Annotated in this window: 27 protein-coding genes; 17 read left to right on the top strand and 10 right to left on the bottom strand. The window is 40.6% G+C overall.

Annotation, left to right across the window (positions count from 1 at the left end; translation table 11 throughout):
• Positions 1-181: 181 nt before the first annotated feature.
• The gene (locus HLH14_RS16140) at positions 182-304 is read right to left on the bottom strand and encodes a hypothetical protein (RefSeq protein ID WP_265733070.1); all 123 of its coding nucleotides are present in this window, start codon (positions 302-304) and stop codon (positions 182-184) included.
• Positions 305-613: 309 nt separating this feature from the next.
• On the opposite strand from HLH14_RS16140, the gene HLH14_RS08845 reads away from it, so the two are divergent.
• The gene (locus HLH14_RS08845) at positions 614-1,177 is read left to right on the top strand and encodes a 1-acyl-sn-glycerol-3-phosphate acyltransferase (RefSeq protein ID WP_067724194.1); all 564 of its coding nucleotides are present in this window, start codon (positions 614-616) and stop codon (positions 1,175-1,177) included.
• A gap of 113 nt (positions 1,178-1,290) precedes the next feature.
• Positions 1,291-2,040, top strand: a complete 750-nt coding sequence (locus tag HLH14_RS08840) for a YebC/PmpR family DNA-binding transcriptional regulator (protein ID WP_067724193.1) — start codon at positions 1,291-1,293, stop codon at positions 2,038-2,040.
• A 106-nt stretch (positions 2,041-2,146) separates the two neighbouring features.
• Here the strand turns inward: HLH14_RS08840 and HLH14_RS08835 are convergent, their stop codons facing one another.
• Both HLH14_RS08835 and HLH14_RS08830 read right to left on the bottom strand, forming a co-directional pair.
• The gene (locus HLH14_RS08835; RefSeq protein WP_067724192.1) at positions 2,147-2,617 is read right to left on the bottom strand and encodes an Lrp/AsnC family transcriptional regulator; all 471 of its coding nucleotides are present in this window, start codon (positions 2,615-2,617) and stop codon (positions 2,147-2,149) included.
• A 411-nt stretch (positions 2,618-3,028) separates the two neighbouring features.
• The gene (locus tag HLH14_RS08830) at positions 3,029-3,793 is read right to left on the bottom strand and encodes a glutathione S-transferase family protein (protein WP_067724191.1); all 765 of its coding nucleotides are present in this window, start codon (positions 3,791-3,793) and stop codon (positions 3,029-3,031) included.
• Positions 3,794-4,174: 381 nt separating this feature from the next.
• On the opposite strand from HLH14_RS08830, the gene HLH14_RS08825 reads away from it, so the two are divergent.
• From HLH14_RS08825 to ychF, 8 genes are all read left to right on the top strand, one after another.
• Positions 4,175-5,377 (top strand): SfnB family sulfur acquisition oxidoreductase, encoded by a 1,203-nt coding sequence (locus HLH14_RS08825; RefSeq protein WP_067724190.1) that lies wholly within the window; start codon positions 4,175-4,177, stop codon positions 5,375-5,377.
• 12 nt (positions 5,378-5,389) lie between these two features.
• A complete protein-coding gene (locus HLH14_RS08820; RefSeq protein WP_067724189.1) occupies positions 5,390-6,613 on the top strand; it encodes an SfnB family sulfur acquisition oxidoreductase in 1,224 nt (407 codons plus the stop codon).
• Positions 6,613-8,037 (top strand): LLM class flavin-dependent oxidoreductase, encoded by a 1,425-nt coding sequence (locus HLH14_RS08815; RefSeq protein ID WP_067724188.1) that lies wholly within the window; start codon positions 6,613-6,615, stop codon positions 8,035-8,037. Before HLH14_RS08820 ends, HLH14_RS08815 begins: the two co-directional genes overlap by 1 nt.
• Positions 8,038-8,062: 25 nt before the next feature.
• The gene (locus HLH14_RS08810; protein WP_067724187.1) at positions 8,063-8,893 is read left to right on the top strand and encodes a MetQ/NlpA family ABC transporter substrate-binding protein; all 831 of its coding nucleotides are present in this window, start codon (positions 8,063-8,065) and stop codon (positions 8,891-8,893) included.
• Between the two features lie 4 nt (positions 8,894-8,897).
• On the top strand, positions 8,898-9,734 hold the full coding sequence (locus HLH14_RS08805) for a MetQ/NlpA family ABC transporter substrate-binding protein (protein ID WP_067724186.1): 837 nt from the start codon (positions 8,898-8,900) through the stop codon (positions 9,732-9,734).
• Positions 9,735-9,739: 5 nt separating this feature from the next.
• Positions 9,740-10,816, top strand: coding sequence for a methionine ABC transporter ATP-binding protein (locus HLH14_RS08800; RefSeq protein WP_378321052.1), 1,077 nt, complete (start codon positions 9,740-9,742; stop codon positions 10,814-10,816).
• Entirely contained in the window at positions 10,797-11,456 is a 660-nt protein-coding gene (locus HLH14_RS08795; RefSeq protein WP_067724184.1) for a methionine ABC transporter permease, read from the top strand. The genes HLH14_RS08800 and HLH14_RS08795 overlap by 20 nt, the downstream gene beginning before the upstream one ends.
• A gap of 112 nt (positions 11,457-11,568) precedes the next feature.
• Positions 11,569-12,660: a redox-regulated ATPase YchF gene (ychF, locus tag HLH14_RS08790; protein WP_067724183.1), complete on the top strand. Its 1,092-nt coding sequence runs from the start codon at positions 11,569-11,571 to the stop codon at positions 12,658-12,660.
• Between the two features lie 61 nt (positions 12,661-12,721).
• Here the strand turns inward: ychF and HLH14_RS08785 are convergent, their stop codons facing one another.
• Positions 12,722-13,261: an Mpo1 family 2-hydroxy fatty acid dioxygenase gene (locus HLH14_RS08785; protein WP_067724182.1), complete on the bottom strand. Its 540-nt coding sequence runs from the start codon at positions 13,259-13,261 to the stop codon at positions 12,722-12,724.
• A 96-nt stretch (positions 13,262-13,357) separates the two neighbouring features.
• On the opposite strand from HLH14_RS08785, the gene HLH14_RS08780 reads away from it, so the two are divergent.
• Positions 13,358-14,059, top strand: a complete 702-nt coding sequence (locus HLH14_RS08780; RefSeq protein WP_067724181.1) for a Crp/Fnr family transcriptional regulator — start codon at positions 13,358-13,360, stop codon at positions 14,057-14,059.
• 122 nt (positions 14,060-14,181) lie between these two features.
• Here HLH14_RS08780 and HLH14_RS08775 read toward each other — a convergent pair whose 3' ends face one another.
• The gene (locus tag HLH14_RS08775) at positions 14,182-14,376 is read right to left on the bottom strand and encodes a hypothetical protein (protein WP_067724180.1); all 195 of its coding nucleotides are present in this window, start codon (positions 14,374-14,376) and stop codon (positions 14,182-14,184) included.
• A gap of 227 nt (positions 14,377-14,603) precedes the next feature.
• Positions 14,604-15,086 carry a hypothetical protein gene (locus HLH14_RS08770; RefSeq protein WP_067724179.1) on the bottom strand — a complete coding sequence of 161 codons (483 nt, stop codon included), beginning with the start codon at positions 15,084-15,086 and terminating at the stop codon, positions 14,604-14,606.
• A 100-nt stretch (positions 15,087-15,186) separates the two neighbouring features.
• On the opposite strand from HLH14_RS08770, the gene HLH14_RS08765 reads away from it, so the two are divergent.
• The 5 genes from HLH14_RS08765 to dapC all read left to right on the top strand — a co-directional run bounded on the left by HLH14_RS08765 (position 15,187) and on the right by dapC (position 21,545).
• Positions 15,187-15,942, top strand: a complete 756-nt coding sequence (locus HLH14_RS08765; RefSeq protein WP_067724178.1) for an AzlC family ABC transporter permease — start codon at positions 15,187-15,189, stop codon at positions 15,940-15,942.
• Positions 15,932-16,279, top strand: coding sequence for an L-valine transporter subunit YgaH (gene ygaH, locus HLH14_RS08760; RefSeq protein ID WP_067724177.1), 348 nt, complete (start codon positions 15,932-15,934; stop codon positions 16,277-16,279). Before HLH14_RS08765 ends, ygaH begins: the two co-directional genes overlap by 11 nt.
• Before the next feature lie 160 nt (positions 16,280-16,439).
• Positions 16,440-17,654, top strand: coding sequence for a formate-dependent phosphoribosylglycinamide formyltransferase (gene purT, locus HLH14_RS08755; protein ID WP_171255172.1), 1,215 nt, complete (start codon positions 16,440-16,442; stop codon positions 17,652-17,654).
• Between the two features lie 30 nt (positions 17,655-17,684).
• Positions 17,685-20,351 carry a [protein-PII] uridylyltransferase gene (glnD, locus tag HLH14_RS08750; RefSeq protein WP_067724175.1) on the top strand — a complete coding sequence of 889 codons (2,667 nt, stop codon included), beginning with the start codon at positions 17,685-17,687 and terminating at the stop codon, positions 20,349-20,351.
• Positions 20,352-20,375: 24 nt separating this feature from the next.
• Entirely contained in the window at positions 20,376-21,545 is a 1,170-nt protein-coding gene (gene dapC, locus HLH14_RS08745; RefSeq protein WP_067724174.1) for a succinyldiaminopimelate transaminase, read from the top strand.
• 40 nt (positions 21,546-21,585) lie between these two features.
• Here the strand turns inward: dapC and HLH14_RS08740 are convergent, their stop codons facing one another.
• The 3 genes from HLH14_RS08740 to msrB form a co-directional block, all read right to left on the bottom strand.
• Positions 21,586-21,906 (bottom strand): hypothetical protein, encoded by a 321-nt coding sequence (locus tag HLH14_RS08740; RefSeq protein WP_067724173.1) that lies wholly within the window; start codon positions 21,904-21,906, stop codon positions 21,586-21,588.
• 198 nt (positions 21,907-22,104) lie between these two features.
• On the bottom strand, positions 22,105-22,587 hold the full coding sequence (locus HLH14_RS08735; protein ID WP_067724172.1) for a glutathione peroxidase: 483 nt from the start codon (positions 22,585-22,587) through the stop codon (positions 22,105-22,107).
• A complete protein-coding gene (gene msrB, locus HLH14_RS08730; RefSeq protein ID WP_067724171.1) occupies positions 22,584-23,003 on the bottom strand; it encodes a peptide-methionine (R)-S-oxide reductase MsrB in 420 nt (139 codons plus the stop codon). The genes HLH14_RS08735 and msrB overlap by 4 nt, the downstream gene beginning before the upstream one ends.
• A 229-nt stretch (positions 23,004-23,232) precedes the next feature.
• Between msrB and HLH14_RS08725 the strand changes: the two genes are divergently transcribed.
• Positions 23,233-24,663 carry a pyridoxal phosphate-dependent aminotransferase gene (locus tag HLH14_RS08725; protein ID WP_067724170.1) on the top strand — a complete coding sequence of 477 codons (1,431 nt, stop codon included), beginning with the start codon at positions 23,233-23,235 and terminating at the stop codon, positions 24,661-24,663.
• 54 nt (positions 24,664-24,717) lie between these two features.
• On the opposite strand, the gene HLH14_RS08720 is transcribed toward HLH14_RS08725, so the two are convergent.
• Positions 24,718-26,694, bottom strand: a complete 1,977-nt coding sequence (locus tag HLH14_RS08720) for an acyltransferase family protein (protein ID WP_067724169.1) — start codon at positions 26,692-26,694, stop codon at positions 24,718-24,720.
• Positions 26,695-26,832 lie beyond the last annotated feature (138 nt).

The raw sequence follows: 26,832 nt of genomic DNA, 5'->3' as shown, positions 1-26,832 counted from the left end.
TGCGGAACGTTATCGAAATAGAGCGAAAAGACTCGGTTTGAGATTCAATTTAATTGCTGGAATCTATAACTTGGAGCTGAGTAAAAATGATTTATGAAAGAGGTCTAATCATTCAACCATTATTTTAAGTAATAATGTAAAAATAAAACAGAGTGATTAACTTTTCAAAAAAGTTTAATTTTCAGCCCACTTCAGAGCCAAAACTGCGTTTTTTACGAGATTCCAAGCGAATTTCGATTAAAGACCATACAACAACCAGCATAAACAACCCAAATGCCAATAGAAAAGTCGAAAAATACATCATTCTTTTCAATCCTTATTAAACAGAAGCGAAGTTGAACAATTTGTTCAGAAGATTTTATCTTCGACAAAAGTCTAATAGGTATTTTTTGATCTGAATAGCTATTTTGAGTCACTATTAAGTCTTAATTTATATTAAATGATACGTTTTATATATTTATTAATACCTATTTATATATAAAAACAATTAATGCGACCATTTCCCAAAACTATATACAAAATATTTATTTGTACACTTTAAACACATCGCCTCTTGACTATAAATACGAACAAGCAGAAATTAGCTGACTTTCGAATTGTCTAATTTCCTCCTATGTTAAAAAAATTTCTTGGTGAATCTGCATTTAAACTTGCGGGATGGACTTATCATGTTGAACCAGATGTACTTGAGAATAAACAAGTCATTGTTGGCTTTGAACATACATCGATGATGGATGCGGTTCTGTCTCTTGCTTTGTTCCAAATTTTTGATATGAAAATTCATACCCTGATTAAAAAAGAATTATTTAAGGGGCCAATGAAACCATTATTAGAAGCGATTGGCGGTATTGCAGTCGATCGCAAATCCAATAAAGATATCGTGTCATTAATGGTTGAGCATTTTCAGCAAAATGAAAAATTCAATCTTGTGATTGCACCTGAAGCCACCCGTGCAAAACCAGGTGAAACAAGAAGACCGATTCGTACCGGCTTTTGGCATATTGCCAAAGCAGCGGGTGTTCCTATCGTTTTAATGTATGCCAATTCAACTACCAAGCAAGGCGGTATTTTAGGGAAAATATACCCGACTGAAATCAATCATGACTTAGCTTTGCTTAAACAACTTTATAAAGATAAAGTTGGTTTGGATATTGTGATTCCAGAACCTAAAAACTAAGTCACATTTGTATAAAAACTCCAAAGCCAGCCCTTTCTAAGAAAAAAGGGCTTATGGTAGAATTTAACACATTCGATTAGGCATAAAGCCAATCTACAAGGAGCATATTTCGCATGGCGGGTCATTCCAAGTGGGCCAATATTAAGCATCGCAAAGCAAAACAAGATGCTAGCCGTGGTAAAGTTTTTACCAAATACATTCGTGAATTAACAACTGCTGCAAAACTCGGCGGTCCAGATGTGGGAAGTAACCCTCGTCTACGCGCTGTAGTCGAAAAAGCACTGTCTGTAAATATGACACGTGATGTGATCAACCGTGCCATTCAACGTGGTGCTGGTGGCGAAGATAACGACGAGTTAAAAGAAGTCACTTACGAAGGTTACGGTGTGGGTGGCGTAGCTGTTCTAGTCGAAACAATGACAGACAATTTAAACCGTACCGTACCTGACGTTCGTCATTGCTTCTCTAAAACCAATGGTAACTTAGGTACTGCAGGTTCAGTGGCTTACCTCTTTACCAAACGTGGTGAAATTACTTTTGAAGATGTTTCTTTAGAAGATAAAATCATGGACGTGGCTTTAGAAGCGGGCGCTGAAGATATTGAAGTGAGTGAAGATGAAATTTTAGTCATCACCACGCCTGAATCATTTGGTGATGTACAGGATGCTTTATCTGCTGCAGGTTTAAAATCTGACAATGCTGAAGTTGTGATGAGTCCATCTACTAAAGCAGAAATCACAGATATCGATCAAGCAAAACTCATCTTGAAAATGATTGATATGTTTGAAGATCTTGATGATGTTCAAAACGTTTATACCAACGTAGAATTTTCAGATGAAGTATTAGAGCAACTTGAAGCCTAATATTTTTTCAAATCTAAAACGCACCGCATGGTGCGTTTTTTTGATCTTTAAAACCAGAGATGAATGAGAGGATCAATTTTTAAAGTGATAGATTGAATAAAAGCTATTACACCCGACTGAGTAAGCCACTACAGTTCAACACGTTATATTCTTTAATGACAAAGCTCGAATGCAGTGCCACGACATGCTCAATTTTACCAATACGTTTTAGAAGAATTTCACTGTAATTTTCCATATCTTTTGCAACTACTTCGACAATAAAATCGGCAGATTGACCTGTCACTAAAAAGGCATTAATCACTTCCGGAATACTTTCCAGTTCTTCTAAAAACTTCGCAAAAGTGTCAGTATCATGCTTATTTAAAGACACTTGCAATAAAACATGCAGGCTAAAACCCAACTTGGCATAATTAATATCACGCTTTAAATGCGTCATGATATTAGCTTCAATCAAATGCTTAATCCGTCGATGCACAGAACTTACAGAAAGATTAATTCGCTCTGAAAGTTCATTTAAATTCACATCTTCCTGATTCAAAATTTCCAGGATTTGTTTATCGAAACGATCCAGTTCCATTTTTATACTCTTTCTCAATAATCAATAGATGCGCAAAATATTGCGCTATCTCGGTTATACAATAATTATTTATTTTCACAAAGTCTTAATTTTCTGAAAATATTTTCTAAAAGCTTGCTCAATTCATAAAGAAAATTTTGATTCATGCTGAGTTAGATTGCCACTGGTCATTTAATTATAAAAAATGACTAATGGTAATTTTTATTAAATCATTTAAATTTAGGACTAACTTTAAGATTGGGCTGATCTGTTCGAGTATATTGCTCAACTAGTAGGTGGCTTAATCGGTGGTTCAAACAACACCAAGCTTAGAACTCGATCAGCCAATTGTATTTGGTTAAGTCTTTTTGGGTAAGTCATTGAGTGAGCAAAAAATACGCGCTCTATAGCGCGTATTTTTATAAATTACATTTAGACCCCGCGCCAATCCACGCGGGCATTGCGTTCGGTCTGATAAATACGCAACACATATTGCCCCATCGGCAATTCAGTTAAAGTCTCTTTATATTTTTTAAATTCTTCAGATAACCCTTCAGCATGCTCTTTTTCCCACGGCGTGCCGGGAATTTCCAAAAGCGGAGCAAGCATTGAACAAACAGCAATATCAGCCAAACCTAAACGCTCACCAACAAAATAACGCCCATGATTTTCAATTAAGCGCTGATTCAGCAGCTCGACTAAAGCATCCATTCGTTGTTTAGATTCAGCCACTTTATCAGCATTCAGTTGATAGCCTTTTGAAAGCAATGCTTTGATAATTGGTTTTGAATATTTTTCAAATTGGCGTAAATAGCCTTTTTCACCAATCAGAATATCCAGAGATTCTTCACTTTCGGACAAAGTATGCGCCAAGCCCCAGCGACGCACATGCATCCCCAATTCTGTGGCTTGATGATTAATTTCTAAAGCTAACTCACGCTGTTGTAAATCAGCTCGTAGCAAGGAATGTTCCGGATAAACTTCATCTAAATACAATGCAATTTCAGTCGAATCAGCAATCCAGCGGTCTTGGTCACGTAAAATGGGTAAACGATTTTGCCCTGTTTTTAATTGTGCAAATGCACGATGCACACCTGGGATCAGATTATGGGCTACATAATCCAATTCTTTATGATCGAGCAACCAGCGAGCTTTCTCACAAAAATGAGACAAGGGAAACTGGTATAAAGTTCGCATAAAATCTCCGCAGTTATTTTTTTAGTTCTGGTTATAAAAATAACCATCGACCTTAGTCGGATACTTTAGTCACCCTGCCCTAGAAATACAATGCACTTTTTATTCAAAAACCTGAGTACAGCGTTACTGCTAGATTATTTATTTTTATATATTTTTTTGTCTTGATTATCTTTAAAGCAGATAAACCCATAGATTAAAGTTCAAATAAAAACTTAAATAAAACCAAATCATGTGGATTTTTAAACACTTAACTTATTCAAATTCATTCAAAAACTAGCAGTTTTTATCTTAAAGACCATTTTTCATAAGCTTTGCAAAAGCAATTGCTTAATTTTAAATCCAATTACTTGTAGCGTTTTGATATCTATTTAGGATGTCGTTATGTCTCATTTAATTTCTGACAATGTTCATGTGGTTGAAAATGACCAAGATGCGATTAATGCAGCGTACCAAGTTGCAGATTTTGCTTTGGAAGGTCGTAATGAACGTGATCAAAAACGTCAATTACCCTTTGCTGAAATTGATTTATTCAGTCAAAAAGGTTTAGGTGGAATTCGCATTCCGCAAAATTTTGGCGGTGCATTTGTGTCCAATAAAACCTTGGCGCATGTTTTTCGCATTTTAAATAAAGCGGATTCAAGTGTTGGGCAAATTCCGCAAAACCAGATTGCCCTGCTCAACATGATTAACATCATGGGTACAGAACCACAAAAGACATTTATTTTTAATGAAATTTTACAAGGCAAACGCTTAGCCAACGGTGGTCCAGAACGTCATACCAAAGACACTAAAACATTAAATACGCTTTTAACAATTGAAGATGGTCATTATTTTTTAGATGGTGAAAAGTTTTATTCTACCGGCAGCAGTTTTGCACACTGGCTCGCGATTAAAGCCATTCATCCTGAAGGTCATGTGGTTTTGGTGGTGGTCAATCATCAAGCGACTGGTGTTGAAGTCGTAGATAACTGGAATGGTTTTGGTCAGCGCACCACATCTAGCGGTACCGTTAAACTCAATCATGTTGAAGTTGACCCATTTTTAATTCTTGATGAACGCCTACTCGGCAATGCGCCAAGCTATCGGGGTGCGTACTCACAGCTTATGCAAGTCGCAATTGATGTCGGTATTGCGGAAGTGGCATTTGCCGACACGCTAAGTGCCGTACAAAAAGCACGTCCAATTATTGACGCCAATATTGAAAAAGCCAGCTTCGAACATTACACCCTGCAAGAAGTCGGTAAATCGAATGTATTACTGGATGCTGCCATCTTATTACTCGATGAAGCAGCTGAATATTTAGATGAACTGGATCAACTCGATGCAGTTAGTGATGAACAAGCAGCAAAAGCGTCAATTTTAGTCGCTGAAGCAAAAATCTACGCCAACGATGCTGCGCTACATATCTCAGAAAAACTACTCGAACTTGGTGGCAGCCGTTCAAGTCTAAGTCAACACAACCTCGATCAACACTGGCGCAATGCCCGTGTGCATACCTTACATGACCCTGTGCGTTGGAAATTGCATGCTTTAGGTGACTATTACCTGAATCATAAATTACCTGCCCGTCACGCCTGGATTTAAGGAGTAATAAACATGACTTCATATCAAGAACTTAGCCAGTCTGAAGCGCAACAATTGGCGCATGCACATATTATTCAGTCTGATGCTGAAGCATTGGAAATTGCACATGCGTTAGCAGAACAGTTTAAAAATAATGCTGTGCAACGTGATGCTGAACGTCTTCTGCCCTTTGAAGAAATTGAGGCGTACAGCCAATCCGGCTTATGGGCGATTACTGTGCCTAAGCAATATGGTGGTGCAGAAGTTTCAAGCTATACCGTGGCTCAAGTCATTGCGCTCATGAGTGGTGTGGATGGTTCGATTGGACAAATCCCGCAAAATCATTTTTATGGCCTAGAAATTTTACGTAATACAGGCACAGAACAACAAAAGCAAAAACTCTATGCCGAAGTTTTAAAAGGTGCACGTTTTGGGAATGCGTTAGCAGAATTTAAAACTAAGAATGCTGCACAAAAGCAAACCGCTATCAGTCCAGTCGACGGCGGCTTTATCATAAATGGTGAAAAGTTTTATTGCACCGGCAGCTTATTTGCACATCGCATTCCGACCTTGGTCAAAGATGCGCATGGTCGTGAATTTTTGGCTTTTATTCCGCGTCAAAGTGAAGGCTTGGAGTTAGTAGATGACTGGTCTGGTTTTGGACAGCGCACCACAGGCAGCGGCACCGTTAAATTTAATAATGTTTTCGTTGAAGCTGAAGATGTTATTCCATTTGATACTGCGTATTCACAGCCGACGATTTCAGGACCTTTTGCACAAATTATGCATGCCGCGATTGAAACAGGTATCGCACGTGCTGCATTTGAAGAAACTCTGATCCGCGTGCGTCAAGCACGTCCATGGATTGATTCAGGGGTCGACAAAGCCACTGCTGATCCGCTCACCCTGTTTGAATTGGGTCGCATAGTTGCCGATGTCCGTGCTTCTGAAGTTTTACTCAAACAAGCCGCGCGTTCTATTGATGCTGCCAAGCCACAACCTACAGTTGAAAATATTGCTAAAGCTTCAATCGATGTCGCAAAGGTTCGCGCACACAGTACTGAAACGGCGTTGAAAGCGTCGTCAAAACTGATTGAACTTGCCGGTAGCCGTGGCAGCCAACGTGAAGATGGACTAGACCGTTTCTGGCGCAATGCCCGTGTACATACCCTGCATGATGCCTCTCGATGGAAATATTATTTCATTGCCAATCATGTGTTAAACGGTGTATTGCCACCACGTCGAGGGACATTGTAATGACAACGCCCTCAACGCCAAATACAGCGAAGAAAATCCTGCTCAATGCCTTTGACATGAACTGTGTTGGTCATATCAACCATGGTTTATGGACTCATCCGCGTGATCAGTCACATCGTTTTAATGAACTCAGTTATTGGACAGACTTGGCTAAAACATTAGAACAAGGTCTGTTTGATGGTTTATTTATTGCCGACATTACTGGTGTCTATGATGTCTATCAAAATGACATTGAGTTGACCTTAAAGGAATCGATTCAGTTGCCGAGCCATGATCCAACAACCTTGGTTTCAGCTATGGCTGCCGTAACGCAAAATCTAGGCTTTGGAGTTACGGTGAATTTAAGCTATGAATCGCCTTATCAATTTGCACGTCGCTTTGCCAGTCTGGATCACCTGACTCAAGGTCGTATCGGCTGGAATATTGTCACCGGTTATCTGGACAGTGCACAACGTTTGATTGGTGAAAAAGGCTTAAAAGACCATGACCTGCGTTATGAACAAGCCGAAGAATTTTTACAGCTTTGCTATAAATTCTGGGAAGGCTCTTGGGAAAATGATGCGGTATTAAAAGACAAACAGAATCGTATTTTTACCGATCCCGCAAAAGTTCATCAGATTCAGCATCAAGGTCAGTTTTACCAAAGTCAGGGTGTATTTCAAGTTGCGCCGTCTATTCAACGCACGCCGGTTTTATTCCAGGCAGGTGCCTCCCCGCGTGGTTTAGCTTTTGCGACTCAGCATGCAGAAGGCATGTTCATTGGTGGCGATCAACCTGAAAAAATTAAAAAGCAGGTCGATCAAATTCGTCAGCAGGCGACCGAACAAGGACGCGATCCAGAAGCAATTAAAATCTTTGTTGGTATTACCGTAGTGACTGCTGAAACCGATGATCTGGCACAACAAAAACTGGATGAATACATCTCTTATGCCAGTCCTGAAGCAGGTCTCGCTCATTTCTCGAGTTCAGTCGGTATTGATCTGTCTAAATTTGCAGATGACGAAGCGATTCCCTATCAAAAGACCAATAGCATTGCTTCAGTGAACAATAAGTTCAAGGAACAAAAAATCACTAAAAATGATTTAAAAGCACAGCATGTACTTGGTGGGCGTTATCCCCTGATTGTCGGCAGTGGTACGACCGTTGCTGAAAAACTGATTCAACTCATGGATGAAACAGGAATCGATGGTTTTAACCTGACCCGTACCGTTGCACCTGAATCACACCATGATTTTATTCAATTGGTGATTCCTGAATTACAACAACGCGGCCGTTATAAAACAGCGTATGAATACGGCAGTTTAAGACACAAACTTTTTCAGCAAGGCGACCATCTGTCTGCCTCACACCCTGTTCAGCAATTTCGATGTCAAAGCTCGGATGCAAATTCAGATCAAATCAATATTCAAAAACAATCAGCTTAATAAAATATAAATTTAGAGGTGCAACATGGCACAAACAGCGAAAACCAAATTCACCATTATTGGGGTGATTATTGCCGCAGTCATTATTGGACTGGTGGTCTGGAATCAACAAAAGAAATCCAGTTCAGATGAACTGGTGATTGGCATTAGCCCTTCATTTGCCAAACCTTTACAGGTCGCAGCAGATGAGGCCAAACAACAAGGCGTGAATGTTAAACTGGTGGAATTCTCTGACTGGAACACACCTAATATCACTTTGAACCATGGCGATATTGATGCCAACTTCTTTCAGCACCAGCCTTTCTTGGATAATGCGAAAAAAGAAACCAACTTTAAAATCAAGGCATTCGCTAAAGGTGCTGCAACGCATGTCGGTTTGTACTCCAAGAAAATCAAAAGCTTTGATGAGTTAAAAGACAATGCCAAAGTGGTCGTTCCCAATGATCCGGTGAATCAGGGGCGTGCGTTGCTTCTTTTACAACAAGCACAGTTAATTACCCTTAAAGATCCAGCGAATTATTTATCTAGTCTGAAAGACATTGAGACCAATCCTAAAAAATTACAGTTTGTCGAAGTGGAAGGCCCACAAACGGCGCGTGCCATTGATGATGTCGATCTGGCTTTTGGCTACCCGCACTACTTACGTTTAGCGAAAACGGCTGATCCTGAACAAGCCTTGTTATTCGACTCTAACGCTGACACACGTTATGCCATTTTGTTTGCAGTGCGTGATGATTACCAAGATAAAAATGACAAGCTGAAAAAATTTGTGGAGATCTATCAAAACTCGGCAAAAGTGAAACAGGCTTTGGACCAAGACTTTGGTGCCAAACTCTGGTTCCCAGGCTGGAAATAAGATCATGTCAAATACAGTTAAAAACAATACCAAACTTTGGGTCATCACGGCAGTGGTGATTGCGCTGGTGGCCGGACTTGCAGGCTATCGCTGGATCAACAGCAACACACACAGTGACACACTGAAAATTGGCATTAGCCCACCCTATGCCGAACTTTTAAAAAGTGTGGCTGACGAAGTCAAAGCCCAAGGCATTAATGTCGAACTGATCGAGTTTTCAGACTGGCAAGCACCGAATGTTGCGGTTCAAAACGGTGATATTGATGCCAACTTTTTTCAGCAGAGTGTGTTCTTGGCCAATGCCGTGCGTGAAACGGGTTATAACCTGCATGCCTTTGGTAAAGGTTCTGGCAGTCATGTCGGCTTATATTCCAAAAAATATCAGTCGCTTGATCAAATTCCAAATCAAGCCAAAGTGGTGGTGCCAAATGATCCTGTGAACTTATCACGTGGCTTGACGCTTTTGGCTCGTGCAGGTTTGCTCTCGGTAAAAGATGTCAACAATGAATTGACCACACTGCAAGACATCACCAGCAACCCGAAGCAACTCAAGTTAATTGAAGTTGAGGGTCCACAAACAGCGCATGCGTATAACGAAGCGGACCTGATTATGGGCTTTCCACATTATTTAAAAATGGCAAAAGTTGCTGACCCAAATTCAGCACTATTTATCGACCCCGTGGATAAAAAATACGCCATTTTATTTGTGACGCGTAAAGACTACCCAGATCAAGACCAAAAACTGGCTACCTTTGTCCAAGCATTCCAAAACTCTGCCAAAGTTCGTGAAATTTTGAATGAAGATTTTGGGCAAGGCATGTGGTTTGAAGGCTGGAAATAAGGAGAATAACCATGGTGAGTTTTGGTTCACAAATCGATTTTTCAGTGCCGCATATTAAAATCCGGCACTTGAATAAATTTTATGATGTACAGGACAAACAGGTGCATGCCTTAAAGAATATTAATCTGGATATTCCACAAGGCAAGATTCTGGGCATTATTGGTAAAAGTGGCGCGGGCAAATCCTCACTGCTTCGCACCCTCAATGGATTGGAAAAGGCCAATGAAGGCAGTATTCATATTCATCAACAGGAAATAGCGACATTAAATCATCAGGATTTAATTCAGTTGCGCCAAAAAATTGGCATGATTTTCCAGCATTTTAATTTAATGTCGGCAAAAACTGTTTGGGAAAATATCGCCCTGCCTTTAAAAATTTCCAACTTTAATAAGGCGGACATTGAACAACGCGTCAATGAAGTCCTAGAATTGGTTGGGCTGAGCGATAAAGCGCAACATTATCCGTCACAGCTTTCTGGTGGACAGAAGCAACGTGTCGGTATTGCCCGCGCTTTGGTCAGTCATCCTGAAATTTTACTCTGCGATGAAGCCACTTCCGCACTCGATCCTGAAAGTACCTCGGTGGTGCTTTCCCTGCTCAAAGAAATCAATCAGAAACTGGGAATTACCATCGTACTGATTACCCATGAAATGCAGGTGATTCGTGAAATCTGCGATCAAGTGGTGGTGATTGAGAAAGGTGAAATCGTGGAGTCTGGGCAAGTCTGGTCAGTCTTTTCCAATCCAGAAAAAGCCATTACCCAAGAGTTACTCAATCTTGAACAACTGGATTTACCGTTTGCTGTTTATTCGGAAAAGGACAACGCAGTTTCACATACTATTTTAAAACTAAAATATGCAAGTGAAGCCAAGCATTCACCTGACCTTGCGCAGATTCTAAATCGCTTTGGACATTCAGTCTATTTGTATCAAAGTCATATTGATACCATCCAAAATCATTTGGTCGGTACTTTAATTATTGGCGTAGCTGATCTAGATATTGATCTCCAGCAACTCACGCAACAATTAAAAAACCAAATTGCACATGTAGAGGTATTGGGCTATGCACGACCAACTCATTGATCTGTTGATTACGGGCACCATCGACACCTTATTAATGGTCGGTGTTTCGGCATTTTTTGCCTTGCTGATCGGTCTGCCGATGGCCGTGATTTTGGTCAATACCTCGGAACATGGTATTTACCCCTCGAAAAGTATTAACCAGTCGTTGGGATGGATTGTGAATATTACCCGATCAATCCCCTTCCTGATTTTAATGGTCGCACTGATTCCACTCACTCGACTCATCGTTGGCACCAGTTATGGGGTATGGGCAGCAGTGGTTCCACTGACCCTTGCCGCGACACCTTTCTTTGCACGTATAGCCGAAGTCAGTTTGCGTGAAGTCGATCAAGGCCTGATTGAAGCTGCACAAGCCATGGGCTGTAACCGCAAGCAGATTGTCTGGCATGTACTACTTCCCGAGGCGCTGCCCGGTATTGTGGCAGGCTTTACCGTGACTTTAGTCACCATGATCAACTCATCCGCGATTGCCGGTGCCATTGGTGCAGGCGGTTTGGGAGATATTGCCTACCGTTATGGTTATCAGCGTTTTGATATGCAAATCATGCTTGCTGTTATTGTGGTGCTGATTATTTTAGTCATGTTCATTCAAGCGACTGGTGACACCCTCGCCAACCAACTGGACAAACGTAAAATTTAAAGGATATACATTTCAGTTGTTTTCAATAAACATGGAAGCCATGACCTGACTTTGTGGTGGCTTTCATGTAAAATCAGCCACAATTTTTAAAGAATACTTTGTGAGTCATTTCATGGGTTTTAATTGCGGTATTGTCGGCTTGCCGAACGTTGGTAAATCTACACTTTTCAATGCATTGACTAAAGCTGCGATTGCTGCAGAAAACTTCCCCTTCTGTACCATTGAACCAAACACCGGTATCGTACCTGTGCCTGACCTACGCATGGACAAACTTGCGGAAATCGTTAAACCACAACGTGTTGTTCCAACTGCAATGGAATTCGTTGATATTGCCGGTTTAGTTGCGGGTGCATCTAAAGGTGAAGGCTTGGGTAACCAGTTCCTTGCCAACATCCGTGAAACTGATGCGATTGCACACGTTGTTCGTTGTTTTGAAGATGAAAACGTGATTCACGTGAATGGTAAGATTGATCCGCTTGATGACATCGCAACCATCAACACTGAACTTGCACTTGCTGACCTTGAAGCAGTTGCGAAAGCAATCACTCGTTTATCAAAATCTGCAAAAAGTGGCGATAAAGAAGCAATTGCAACTAAAGCTATTTTAGAAAAAATCCAACCATTATTGGATGAAGGTAAACCGGCTCGCGCAGCTGACCTTGATGATGATGAGCGTAAATTGGTTCGTGGTTTTGGTTTAATGACTTTAAAACCAACTATGTACATTGCCAACGTTGCTGAAGATGGTTTTGAAAACAATCCACATTTAGACGCAGTTAAAAAATTGGCCGCTGAAGAAAATGCGATTGTGGTTCCACTGTGCAACCAGATTGAAGCAGAAATTTCTTTGCTTGAAGATGAAGACCGCGCTGAATTCCTTGAAGCAATGGGCATGGAAGAACCAGGTCTTAACGTGGTAATCCGTGCAGGTTATTCACTTCTAGGCTTACAAACTTACTTCACTGCAGGTGTACAAGAAGTTCGTGCATGGACGGTTAAAGTGGGCGCAACTGCACCTCAAGCTGCTGGCGTGATTCACACTGACTTTGAAAAAGGCTTCATCCGCGCTGAATGTATTGCTTATGATGACTTCGTACAATACAACGGCGAAGCTGGCGCGAAAGAAGCCGGTAAATGGCGTTTAGAAGGTAAAACTTACATCGTTCAAGACGGTGATGTTTTACACTTCCGTTTTAATGTTTAATCGTTAAAACTAAAAAGCCCCGACGCATTCGGGGCTTTTTTATAGCTATACAATCATTTAATTAATGTAAGGTCGCAGAAATATGTTTGTTATCCATTTCAGCGCGTAACACACGGGCATGATCAAGCACACGTTGCTCCAAGTCTTTACGAAAACCGAGCATGAATACCATTTCTGCCAAAACAAATAATGGACCTATAGCTAAGCCAATAATATCATCCATAAATGCCGGTTTTTTCTTCTCAAAAAAATGCCCCACAAACTGAAATACCCACCCGACCACGAAGATGCCAATACTTAGGCTTAACCAAGCAGCAAGTTCCAAATGAGCAATTTTCAAAGCCAAGGGATAGGCAGCCATTAGGACAATCAACATAATCAAAGCAAAAATTCGATCGAGGCTAAAATAGTAAATACTGGTTACTACAATAATCACCAAGGCTAAGGTCAGCTCTATTCCTGACAGCATCAACCCTGCTCTTGCGGTTAAACAAAGAATAGCAAAGACAATTAAAGGAATACCCAAAAAATGGGTCAAAATGTTTTTGTGATCTAAATGATACGCTGCATACTGGCTTAACAGCTGTTCTAATTTGGTCATGTTATTCTTCCTTATTACACTCATGCTTCCACTATATAAAAAAACCAAAGGCAAAGTTGTCGGCTAAATGACAACTCAGATCAAAAAGGAATTGAAGTGCTCGCGCCCATTTATATTGCTCATTTAGAAAATAACCTGTGGTTTTCACAATTGCCTTCAGTGTTCAAGGAATTCATTGTGAGCCATTCGATGCAACAGCATTTTACTAAGGAACAAGCCATCTTTCATTCAGGTGACCCATTCAATGGAATCTATGCCGTTTTAGAGGGTGCTGTTCGCTTAGGCTATATTGATATTGCGGGGAAAGAATCAGTAGCGGCGATTGTTGAGCCGATTATGTGGTTTGGCGAAATCTCACTGGTAGATGCCCAACCTCGCTCGCACGATGCCATCGCCATTCAAAAAAGTCTGATCTTGCATATTCCAAGTAGAGCCATTCAAAAGCTATTCGAAGAACATCCTGTTTTTTGGTATCACATTGCACAATTGACCAGCCAAAAGTTACGTTTTGCTTTTTTAGAGCTGATTGCAATTCAGACTCAAAGCATGACCCAGCGTTTAGCACAACGCTTAATGTTTATCTTAAATGGCTATGGCAATCATCTGATGATTGAAAAAAATACCATTCATTTATCTCAAGAACAATTGGCGCAAATGCTGACCTGTTCTAGACAAACCGTGAACCAAGAATTACAAGCCTTAGAGAAGCAGAATATTTTGCGGCTTTCTTTTCGAAAAATCGAAATTTTAGATCTGGTAGAATTGCATCGAATCGCACATGCATTTCCAAGCCTCTGAATAAAAAATATATTTATAAATAAAATCTGAATGATTGAGATGCAATACCGTTGCAGTATCCAACTCATCTACAGCTAACTATGACAAATTTATGCACTTGTCTGATCATTCATACTTACAGCTTATGAAAGTAACTCACACACATTCACGTCATCAAAACCATTCGTACACGGTGCAACTTCTTGTTGAATACTTGCAGAAGATGAATGACTCACTTGAGCTTGATCTGAGGGATGTGACGGAAGTGTTGTCGGCACACCACTGCAAGCGCTTAGAACCACCAGCACACTTATTGAAAAAAACACTTTATTAAACATCTTTTCTCCCCCTATTTATTCACTACATGGAAGCTATTTAGATTTTTATCAAAATAAAAGCAATATTAATGTGATTTATTATACACAAATTATCACCAAACGATAATAATATATATTTATCAAGTTATCGCTTTATTCTCTTATTAATTCTTTTTAACTATAAATAGGAATATTCTTTAAAAAATTTGGATGAAAAAAAGCGAGGCATTTGCCTCGCTTTATCTCACTTAAACCCCTTTCTTTTTCGGGTCAGTATTTCCAAGCGCAGGATTATCAATTGCATCCTTGCACTGTGCTTTATCTCGTTCATAATCTGCTTGCTTTTGTGCAACTGAATTCGATTGATCTATCGTTTCACGCGCCCATATTTCCAGACTGGTCAACGCTTTACGACACAATGCATATTTACCTTCAGTCACAGAATCGGTCATTTTGACATTAATACGCCAATCAGTACTTAACTTGCGGGCAGGTTTACGTACCTGTTCTTCAAGCACATCCTGGTGTTTTGCATACACCAAACCATCCACTTGATTCATAAATTTCCAAGCTTCATTGGCATACGTGGTCGCATCATTAGTGAGCTTTGGTGCAGCCTTAATTTCAACTTTCTGCTCGGGTTTTTCAGATGAGTTACCACAAGCCTGCAATGCAAAAATACTGCACAGTACAGAAATCATCCCTATTGCACGTGATTTTGACGTAAACATATCGGCTGCCTATACAAACATTTCGGCACTATGCTAGTGAATTCAGGTAGAATACTCAATCACCATTTTACCCTCATTGTCTAACTCTCTTAGGTGTGTCGTGTCTGAGCACAAAATCCCTCCAGTACAACCTGCTGGCTTTTGGCAAGGCGCTAAAGATAGTCAAGCCATTATTTTTACTTATCTTCCTGTTTCTTTTGCTTTCGGTGTTTCCGCGACACAATTTGGCTTTACCCCTTGGGAAGCCCTGTTTTTATCCTGCTCCATGTATGCCGGCGCCAGTCAGTTTTTAGTGGTGGCTTTACTCGGTAGCGGAACATCAATCTGGATGACAGCGCTCACCGTGATTGCGTTAGACATTCGCCATCTACTCTATGGTCCCGCGCTGCAAAACCTGATTCAAGATAAATTAAACCTAAAAAAGACAGCAGTTTGGGCTTGGGGCTTAACCGATGAAGTTTTTGCTTCAGGAATGATAAAGCTATCGCAACGTCGTCAGGAGTGGTCAGAATCGTGGATGTTAGGGGTGAGTCTATTTAGCTGGATGTCTTGGGCTTTAGGTTCGTTCTTGGGTGGTTTATTTGCAGATCAGGTCAGCAATTTACCGCAATTCTTACAAGCTGCACTTGATTTCCTGCTTCCTGCCCTGTTCTTAAGTTTCCTGCTTGCTGCCTTTGAAAAGAAACACACTCTTATCGTCGCTGTCTGTTTAATCGTTTCAGCTATCTCCTGCTATTTCATTAATTTATCGGCGGCGATTTTCATTGGGATTTTATCCGGTATTTTGGCAGGCTTATTTAAGCACTATGTTTTAAAACAACATGATGATGAATTTGGAGAAGCGCATGAATCTTGAGATTATTCTGGTGGGTATCATCGTCGGAATTGCCAACTTTGCATCGCGTTTTGGTCCTTTTTATGTGATTCAAAAACATCAACAAAACTCACAAAAGCGTGGTTCAGTCTGGATCAAAATTGCCTTAGGTAGTATTGGTATTGCCGCGATTAGTTCTATGTTGGTGGTTGCAACCCTTCCACCGTTGATGGAAACACCGAATAAAAGCTTTGCCATGCTGGTGGGTTTTTTAACATTAGCCGGACTATATTTTAAATTTAAGCAAATTGTTCCTGCGACTTTAACAGCAGCCGTGACATATGGTTTGATTTATACCTACCTGCCCTTTTCCTTCTAAATCCCCTATAAAAGTCCCTCTTTTACAAAGAGGGATTTAGGGAGATTTTTCAAACTACTTTATAAATAAAATTGTTAGACAATATCATTATTTTATGTGAATCCAGTATTAACACCTCAATCAGTTCTGCTATGCTAAAAGCCCATAAAATCAAGCATGGATGATTTACATGAGCGTGACTATTGGTACTCCCCTTCAAGCTTCTGCCTTTAAAGTTTTGTTATTAGGTTCAGGAGAGTTGGGTAAAGAAGTGGTAATTTCGCTACAACGTCTTGGTGTGGAAGTCCATGCAGCAGACCGTTATGATCACGCACCTGCCATGCAAGTTGCACATTATTCTTATACTTTAAACATGGCAGATGCCGAAGAACTCAAACAACTTATACAACAAGTCAAACCCAATTTAATTATTCCTGAAATTGAAGCCATTGCGACGCAAGTTTTAGTCGATATCGAAGAACAAAATATTGCCACCGTTATTCCTTCAGCGAAAGCCGTCAACCTCACCATGAACCGTGAAGGTATCCGTCGTTTGGCAGCTGAAGAACTTGGCTTACCAACTTCGGCTTATCGTTTTGCTGACTCGATTGAGTCTTTCCGCGCTGCTTGCGATGACATTGGCTATCCAAACTTTGTCAAACCGGTGATGTCTTCTTCAGGCAAAGGTCAATCTCGTGTTAAAAGCTTTGATGAAGTCGATGCTGCTTGGGAATATGCCCAAACTGGCGGTCGTGTGAATCAAGGTAAAGTGATTGTGGAATCACAAATTGATTTCGATTTTGAAATTACCTTACTCACAGTGCGCGCTAAAAATGCTGAAACAGGTGAAATCGAAACCCAATACTGCGACCCAATCGGACATCGTCAAGATGCTGGCGACTATGTAGAAAGCTGGCAGCCTCAAGCCATGACGCCTGCCGCATTGGAAGAGTCTAAACGGATTGCGCATAAAGTCACAGCTGCTTTAGGGGGCTGCGGTATTTTCGGGGTCGAACTGTTTGTCAAAGGCGATAAAGTATGGTTTAGTGAAGTCTCACCACGTCCGCATGACACGGGGCTTGTGACACTTGCATCACAATTCCAAAGTGAATTTGAACTGCATGCGCGTGCCATTTTAGGCCTGCCTGTCAATACCACACGCCATAGTGTTGCAGCAAGTGCGGTTATTTATGCAGGCGTTGATGACACCAATTTGTCTTTTTCTGGCTTAAATCTTGCTTTGTCTCATCCGGACACCGATTTACGCCTTTTTGGTAAACCCGAAGGTTTTAAACGTCGTCGTATGGGTGTTGCAACGGCACGTGCTGAAACAACCGATCAGGCACGTGAACTCGCACTACGCACAGCGACTCAAGTCAGTGTTCAGCAAAACTAAACCTGTCACTTTATTTACGGACCCCTGTTCATGATCAATACCTCTCCGCTGTTGAATTACGTTAAAAGTAACCATGACATTCAAGCGATCAATCAATGGCGCACAGATGTTGAAAAACAGCTTCAGGAAGGTTTTGAAAATGGACAGTCGATTCGTGAAGTCATTTCGGCCCGATCTAATTTAATTGATGAAGCATTACAGTTTCTCTGGAAACATGCTGAACTGGAGCAGACTGATTTAGGTTTATTTGCTGTGGGCGGTTATGGTCGTCGGGAAATGTTGCCCTATTCAGATGTCGACATCATGATTTTATCGGAAGATGAAATCACTCCTGATCAGGAAAAGTTGATTTCCACCTTTATTTCATCACTTTGGGATGTGGGTAATTTCAAACCCGGCATTAGTGTGCGTACCATTTCCGACTGTGTTGAACAGGCCACCAATGATTTAACCGTCGCTACGGCTTTGATTGAGTCACGCCTCATTATTGGCAATCAGCATTTGGCCAAATGGCCACGTCGTATCGTGTCCCAAACCTGGACAGACAAGACCTTTTTTGATGCCAAAATGGATGAACAGGAAAGACGCCATGCTCAACATAACAATACCGAAAGCAATCTAGAACCGGATATTAAAAATGCCCCGGGCGGTATTCGCGACATCAACCAAATTGGCTGGATTGCAAAACGTCATTTCCGGGTTAATCGCATTTATGACTTGGTGCATTTAGGTTTTATTTCAGATTTTGAACTCGGTGTTTTAGAAGAAGCGGAAAGTTTCTTGTGGGAAATTCGCCATCATTTACATCGCTTAACCAAACGCGATGAAAACCGTTTATTGTTCGATTATCAACGTGATATTGCAGCCCTTTTTGGCTACACCCGTGAAGAACATCACTCACAAAACTATCCCATCGAACAATTCATGAAGCGTTATTATCGTAGCGCGCAGCAAGTCTCAACATTAAATGAAATGCTGCTGGCTTACTTTAATGAATCGGTCATTACGCCACGTTTGCCCAACTATGAACGTAAAATTGAAGAAATTAACGAAAACTTCAAACTGGTGGATGGCAAACTGGCGGTACAACATCACAAAATTTTCTCGGAACGTCCAAGCGCCATTCTAGAAATCTTCTACTTATTGGCTAATCGTCCGGAAATTGAAGGGATTCGCGCACGCACCTTGCGTCTTCTGATCCTTGCGGCAAAACGCATTGATCAAAATTATCGGGATAATCCCGAACATCAAGCCTTATTTATGGCAATCATTCGTTCACCGCATCGTCTTTATGACACCTTGGTGGCGATGAAACGATATAGCGTTTTGGGCAATTATATTCCCGCATTTGGTCAAATTATGGGACTGATGCAATATGACCTGTTCCATATCTATACTGTAGATGCACATACCCTGTTATTGCTGCGTAATTTAAATCGCTTTAAAGAACCCGAGTTTGCCAAAGATTTCCCTGTGGTGAGTTCAGTCTTCCAACGTCTGGCACGTCGCGATATTGTCTATTTGGCCGCTTTATTCCATGACATTGCCAAAGGTCGTGGCGGTGATCACAGTGAACTGGGTGCAGAAGATGCAATCAAGTTTTGTCGCAAACATGGCTTTACCGAGCGTGAATGTAACCTTGTTGCATGGCTAATTCAAAGTCATTTACTCATGTCGATGACGGCGCAGAAGAAAGATATTTCCGATCCAGATGTGGTTCAAGCGTTCGCTGAAAAACTCGGCGATATGGAACATCTGGATTATCTGTACACATTGACCGTGGCAGATATTAACGCGACCAATCCTAAACTTTGGAATACATGGCGCTCATCGCTAATGCGTCAGCTTTATACCCATGCACGTGATGTGATTCGTACTGGTCTTGGGCGTCCTGTTGATTATCAAATGCTGATTGAAGACACTAAATTCGCAGCCAGTGAACTGCTGGTCAATGATTTCTCCCTCTACGATGTAGAAACTATTTGGCAGGAACTGGGTGATGAATATTTCATTAAAGAATCGGCAGATGAAATTGCATGGCATACCCGTGCCATCTTGCAACATGGCAATAACACTGAACCTCTGGTGCTCATGCGTGCTCATCGTCAATTTGCCCAGGATGCAGTGCAGATCTTTATTTACACCCAAGATCAGCCAAATTTATTTGCCACCACAGTGGCTGTATTTGACCGTATGAATCTTGACGTTCAAGATGCGCGAATTATTACTGCATCCACTGCATTTAGTCTGGATACTTATGTAGTTCTCGACCGTTTCGGTACTTTGCTGACCGACCCGGAACGTGAAAAAACTGTGATTGAGGCATTGGTGGAAGCACTCAGCCACTCAGATAAATATCCAGGTTTAATGCAACGTCGTATTCCACGCCAGTTACGCCATTTTGATATTGAAAATACTGTCGACATTACCCTCAATGCTGCGTTACAGCAAAATATGGTGGAAATAGCAACACTTGACCATCCGGGTTTACTGGCCAAAGTAGGCGGTTTATTTATGATGCAAGGTTTAGATATTCACTCTGCTAGAATTGCAACGCTTGGTGAACGCGCAGAAGATATTTTCTTTGTCACTAAAAAAGATGGCATTCCCATGTCCGATTCAGAAGCTGAAACTTTTGCTGCTCAATTAAAATCAGCACTTGATGAAGCCTCGAGTCAAGTATCTGGCCAACATTAACTTAATTTAAGCGGTATCGATTTTATGAACTCAAGTTTGTCATTATTGCACCCCTATCCTTTTGAAAAGTTAAATAAACTTTTTCAGGATATTAAACCTGCCGATTTACCACTCATTCCATTATCGATTGGTGAACCGAAGCATCCTGCGCCAGAGTTTGTAAAACAAGCAATTATTGACAACTTTAAGCATTTATCGACTTATCCGAACAGTAAAGGTTTGCCAGAGCTTCGCCAAAGCATTGCCAACTGGCTGACACGTCGTTTCAAGCTGAACAGTATTAGTGCTGAAACTAATGTTCTTCCTGTATCGGGAACACGTGAAGCGATCTTCTCTTTTGTACAAGCTTTGGTGAACCGTGAAGATGCGCCTTATGTGGTGATGCCAAATCCATTCTATCAAATTTATGAAGGTGCGACTTTGCTTGCCGGTGCAAAACCGTACTTCATTAACTGCACCGAAGAAAACAATTACCTCGGTGATTTTGATGCGGTTCCTGCCGAAGTCTGGGAAAAAACAGCATTACTCTTTGTTTGCACACCGGGCAATCCAACCGGTGCTGTATTGTCTAAGGAACAATTCAAGAAATTGATTGAACTTTCAGACAAATATGACTTTGTCATTGCATCGGATGAATGTTATTCAGAACTCTGGTTTGATGAAGCACCCGTGGGCTTACTTGAAGTGTGTGCAGAAATTGGACGTGACGACTACAAAAACTGTGTCGTGTTCCACTCACTTTCTAAACGCTCAAACTTACCGGGTATGCGTTCAGGTTTTGTCGCTGGTGATGCAGCCTTACTTAAGCCTTATTTGCAATACCGTACCTACCACGGTGCAGCAATGCCTGTTCAACATCAACTGGCGTCTATTGCCGCTTGGGACGATGAAGCGCATGTTGAAGAAAACCGTAAACTTTATCGTGCCAAATTTGAACTATTCCAAAAAGAGCTTGGTCACTTGTTGCCACTGAAAAAACCGGATGCAGGTTTTTATTACTGGTTAAAAGTAGACAATGATGAAGCATTTGCCAAAATGTTGATGGAAAAAGCGCATATTAAAGTGCTTCCTGGACGTTACCTGTCTCGTGATACCGAACAAGGCAATCCAGGTGAAAACCATGTACGTTTAGCCTTGGTTGCAGATATTGCGCAGTGTGAACAAGCAATTCAACGCCTGAAAGCCATTCTCTAATACTTTAAGTACTCACCCGATTCATAATAATCCACTGTTTCTACAGTGGATTATTTATTTCCAGTACATGAATTAAGCTATAAGTGATATTCCGATCAACCCGTGCAATAGATTCAAGTTTTGCCTGCATTCCCGCATCAATCACTTGAGCATCCACTAGTTTTGGGCCTGTACTTTTTAATCTTTCGACTTTAGCAATCATCCCGCTACTTGCTATTACGATCATTTTTACTTTTACCGGTGATTGAGCAGCCTTTAACTCTGTTGCAACAAAGTTAAATTTGGGCGGAATTAACCAGTTGACCTGATAATTTTTATTCAGCAGTTTTGGATCAATTTTATAATCTAGTACTGGCGGCACATATTTTTTTGTGGCGTGGTTAAGCTTTGCAACAATGCATCAATTTTTTGATCATTTGCAAATACTTGGCTTGGTGCACAAACCAACACCACCGCAGTTAAACGTGGAAAAATTGCTTTTTGACCTTTAAATACACAATATAAATGAATTAAGGGCGATCCATGGACCGCCCTATATACTTTTCCAGCTCAAAAAAAATTACTTGGCTAAAGCAGCTTGCACTTCACTTTCCAGGTCTTCAGGTTTGGTGGTGGGTGCAAAACGGTTTAATATTTTGCCATCTTTACCAATCAAGAACTTGGTAAAATTCCATTTGATCCCATTGCCTAGAATTCCTTTACTGTTATTGGTCAAATAACGGAATAAAATGTGCGCTTCTGGACCTTTAACATCCACCTTTGAAAACATAGAAAATGTTACGCCATAATTTTTTTGGCAGTAGGCCCCAATTTGTTCATTGGACCCCGGATCTTGTCCGCCAAACTGGTTACAAGGGAATCCCAAAACCTCCAATCCTTGATCTTTGTATTTCTCATACAACTTTTCAAGACCTGCAAACTGGGGGGTAAAACCGCATTTACTGGCAGTATTTACAATCAATAAAACTTTGCCTTCATAATCAGCAAATGATTTATTTTTTCCATCTAACAACTCAGCCTCAAACTGATAAATGTTGGTCATGGATATGTTTCCTCGTCATTTTTTTCTTGTGTTTTTAATTCTAATGAAGCTGAATTTACGCAATAGCGCAATCCTGTTGGCTGTGGACCATCTTCAAAAACATGGCCTAAATGTGCGTCACAATGATGACAAACAATTTCAGTTCTTACCATACCATGCGTCGTATCCTGATGTTCTTCAATTGCAGAATTATTTAAGGCTTTATAGAAGCTTGGCCAACCACAACCACTATCATATTTTGTCTCTGAGCTAAATAACGGCTCGCCACAACAACGACAGACATAAGTACCATCTTGTTTTGTGTTCCAGTATTTACCTGTAAATGCAGGCTCTGTTCCCTTTTGACGTGTAATACGGAACTCTTCAGGTGATAACTCTCTTTGCCATTCTCGGTCGGATTTATTGAGTTTTCCCATGGCTACGTACCTTCTTTCTTGCTATTTAAAATAAAATAATCCTATATTTACGTCATTCATATTTAAATTTCTAGTCTTTCGTTAACATTTTACAAAAGACCTATAATCTCCCTTAAAAAGCAAAAAGTAAGCAAAGTTTAAAAATCGAGTGAGCAAATTATTTAAGAAATGCTTTTTTGTGAGCAAATTTAGTGTTACTCTTTGTCATAAGCTTGCTCAGGATTAAAAAATGTCGCAAAAAAAGAGCGTTATTTTTAAAAATTTGCTTCCTGTGATTAAACAGTATCAACAGGCAGGATTTACGCACGAAAAAATTGTTGCTTTACTTCGGGATGAACACAATCTTGATTTAGTAACAACTGAGACATTTAAAAGTTATTTATATCGTTATGCAAAAGTGACCTCCACTCCTTCCGAGAACATTAAAATGCCGAACACTTTCCAAACCCCTCGCGAAATTAAGAAATCGTCTAAGCTCGAGCATGTATGCTACGACATTCGCGGACCTGTGTTACGAGCGGCCAATGAAATGGAAGAAGCGGGTCATAAAATTATTAAACTCAATATCGGTAATCCCGCCCCATTTGGCTTTGAAGCGCCACAAGAAATTATTAATGATGTGGCTTTAAACTTACCCAATGCCGTAGGTTATACAGACTCGAAAGGGATTTTCCCTGCGCGTAAAGCGATTTGTCAGTATTATCAGCAAAAAGGTATTTTGGATATGCACGTAAATGACGTGTATATCGGTAATGGCGTGTCTGAACTCATTGTCATGGCAATGCAAGGCTTGCTGGATGATGGCGATGAAATGCTGGTTCCAATGCCGGATTATCCATTATGGACTGCTGCGGTAAACTTGTCCGGTGGTACAGCGATTCACTATAAATGTGATGAAGAAAACTACTGGTATCCAGACATTGCGGATATGGAAAGCAAAATCACGCCAAATACGCGTGGTATCGTGATTATCAATCCAAACAACCCAACGGGTGCGGTTTATCCACGTCATGTACTCGAGCAAATTGTTGCCCTTGCAAAAAAATATGACCTGATTTTATTTGCTGACGAAATTTACGACAAAATTATTTATGATGGCATTGAACATGTCGCTGTAGCTGCACTTGCGGGTGACCATTTATGTGTTTCATTCAATGGTTTATCTAAAGCGTATCGTATTGCCGGTTTCCGTTCAGGCTGGATGGCAATTACCGGTGATAAATCACGTGCAATGGACTACATTGAAGGTTTAGACATGTTGGCATCTATGCGTCTCTGTGCCAACCATCAAGCGCAATATGCGATTCAAACTGCATTAGGTGGCTATCAGTCGATTAATGACTTGATTCGTCCGGGTGGTCGTTTATATGAACAACGCAATATCGCTTGGGAAATGTTGAATGACATTCCGGGTGTATCTTGTGTAAAACCTGAAGGTGCGATGTACTGCTTCCCTAAACTGGATCCAGAAGTGTACCCAATCCAAGATGACGAAAAATTCATGCTCGACTTTTTACGGGCTGAAAAAGTTTTACTGGTTCAAGGAACAGGTTTCAACTGGCCGACTCCAGATCATTTCCGTGTGGTGTTCTTGCCTGCTGAAAATGAATTACGTGAAGCAATTACCCGTTTAGGTCGTTTCCTGGCAAAAATGCGCTAATTCCTGAAATATAAAAAAACCGCGTTATCTAACGTGGTTTTTTTATGCCCGCTTTTAATTTTTAAGCGGATTGCCATACTGTTTTAAGTATTCAATACCCAATTGCCGTGAGCCCTGATCATTAATATGGTTGGTATCTTTATTCCGATATAAAGGTACATCATCAATACTGATTCTACATACCTGCTGATTACAGATGACCTTTGTCGGATCAATAATTTTCAAGTCAGGATATGTCAGTTTGGCTTCAGCTGCAATTCGATTAAATTTCATCAACTGCGCCTCATAATTCCGTCTAGAAACAGTACATTGGGCATGCGTATTTAAAATCTCATTACGAAGATTACAATCGGCCGGCACCCCCTCTCGATCTAAGCGAGGTACATCATTGAGCAAAATAACTTGATCACTGGACTGATAGGCAATTTTCAAGGCATTCATAAAGCCAGTTTTGAAGATCGCTTCATTGGAATGATGAATGCCATCTTCAAGTTTCACCTCGGGACCAAAATATGGCACATATGAACCCGCTAAAATAATCACTGGATAATGTGTTTTTGCAAGATGAGCGGTAATGGCATCATTTCTTAATTTAAATTCGCTCAGCTCTTCCCAACGATTAAAATTAGACTCCAGACGCTGTACCCCGGGTAGATAGAAAGTTGAACTTTGAGTGACGTCGTATCCGCGTAAATTCGCATCTTTAGCCCATACATCCAACATAGCGGTATAGCTGTTGGCATGAGAATCACCGATCAATAAAAAATCTATTTTGGATTTATGATTCCCCAGTACACACTCATCCGGATTAGATAAAGTTTCCGGGCCCTCAATATCCATACATTTATTTCGGATCACATGAGCAAATGAATTGAGCGCCTTTTGCTTGATATAAACAGACTGCGGGAATCTGTCCGGAAAACCCTTATTTATATTGATGATTTTGGCAAGGGCAATAAAAATCATGGCTGGCACGAGAAAACCGATAATCATCACTTTGTAATTCGCTGCCATCACAAAACGTTTCGTGGGTTTTTCTACGAATTTATAGGTTAAAAATGCCAATATTATCGACAATATTAGAATTACAGCCTGATTTTCTGCGTTTAATGGCTGCATATAAATGCCGAATAACACGATAATAGGCCAGTGCCATAAATACAAAGGATAAGAAATTCTTCCGATCCAGGTACTCAAGCGATTACTCAGTAACACATTACTTGAGGGTGAAGATTGCCCGAGATAAATGATGAATGCAGTAGCCAAACACGGTATAAGCGCCATGGCTCCAGGAAATGGCGTCTGTTTATCAAAATATACAGCTGTCGCAAACAATACAATTAAACCGAGCCAAACCAGACTTTGCAGTAATTTTTTCGGTAGTTTGAGCTGAGGCAAAAAGCCAATCAATGCACCAATAAGCAGCTCAAAAGCACGTACTGGCATACTGTAGTAGGCCTTATCTGCGTTTTGAGTCAATTCGTACTGAGCATAAACCAATAATGTCACAATTAATGTTGTAACGATCGCCCACATATATTTTCGCGGCACTTTTGCAACAAACAACCACAACAATAAAGGCCAGAAAATATAGAATTGCTCTTCTACCCCCAGCGACCATAAATGCAATAAAGGAATCCCTTCAACACTTTGGCTAAAGTAATCCCCCACCTCATTGCGCATATAGATATTCGCCATGAGCAAGGTTGCATACATGACACTATCAAAATATTGTGTCAGATCACCAGGTAGCATGACCTGCCAGGCAATTATGCTAACAACGCTGAGTACCGTAAAATAAGCCGGTGCTAAACGTACCACGCGTTTCTTGTAAAATCGTGCGACAGAAAATCGTTTCGATTGAATCTCATGGGTTAAAATGAGGGTAATTAAATAACCTGAAATCACAAAAAAGACATCAACACCAATATATCCTCCAGAAAAGAAAGATAATCCGATATGGTTAAAAATCACCAATAAAACGGCGATAGCCCTTAAGCCATCAATATCAGCGCGATATGAGAAATTCATAATTAAGATAAATACAATAACTTATTCAGATTAGACCTCTTTCATAAATCATTTTTACTCAGCTCCAAGTTATAGATTCCAGCAATTAAATTGAATCTCAAACCGAGTCTTTTCGCTCTATTTCGATAACGTTCCGCA

Source organism: Acinetobacter terrae (assembly GCF_013004375.1).
Classification (GTDB): Bacteria; Pseudomonadota; Gammaproteobacteria; order Pseudomonadales; family Moraxellaceae; genus Acinetobacter; species Acinetobacter terrae.
This window is presented reverse-complemented; position numbering and strand designations above follow the sequence as displayed.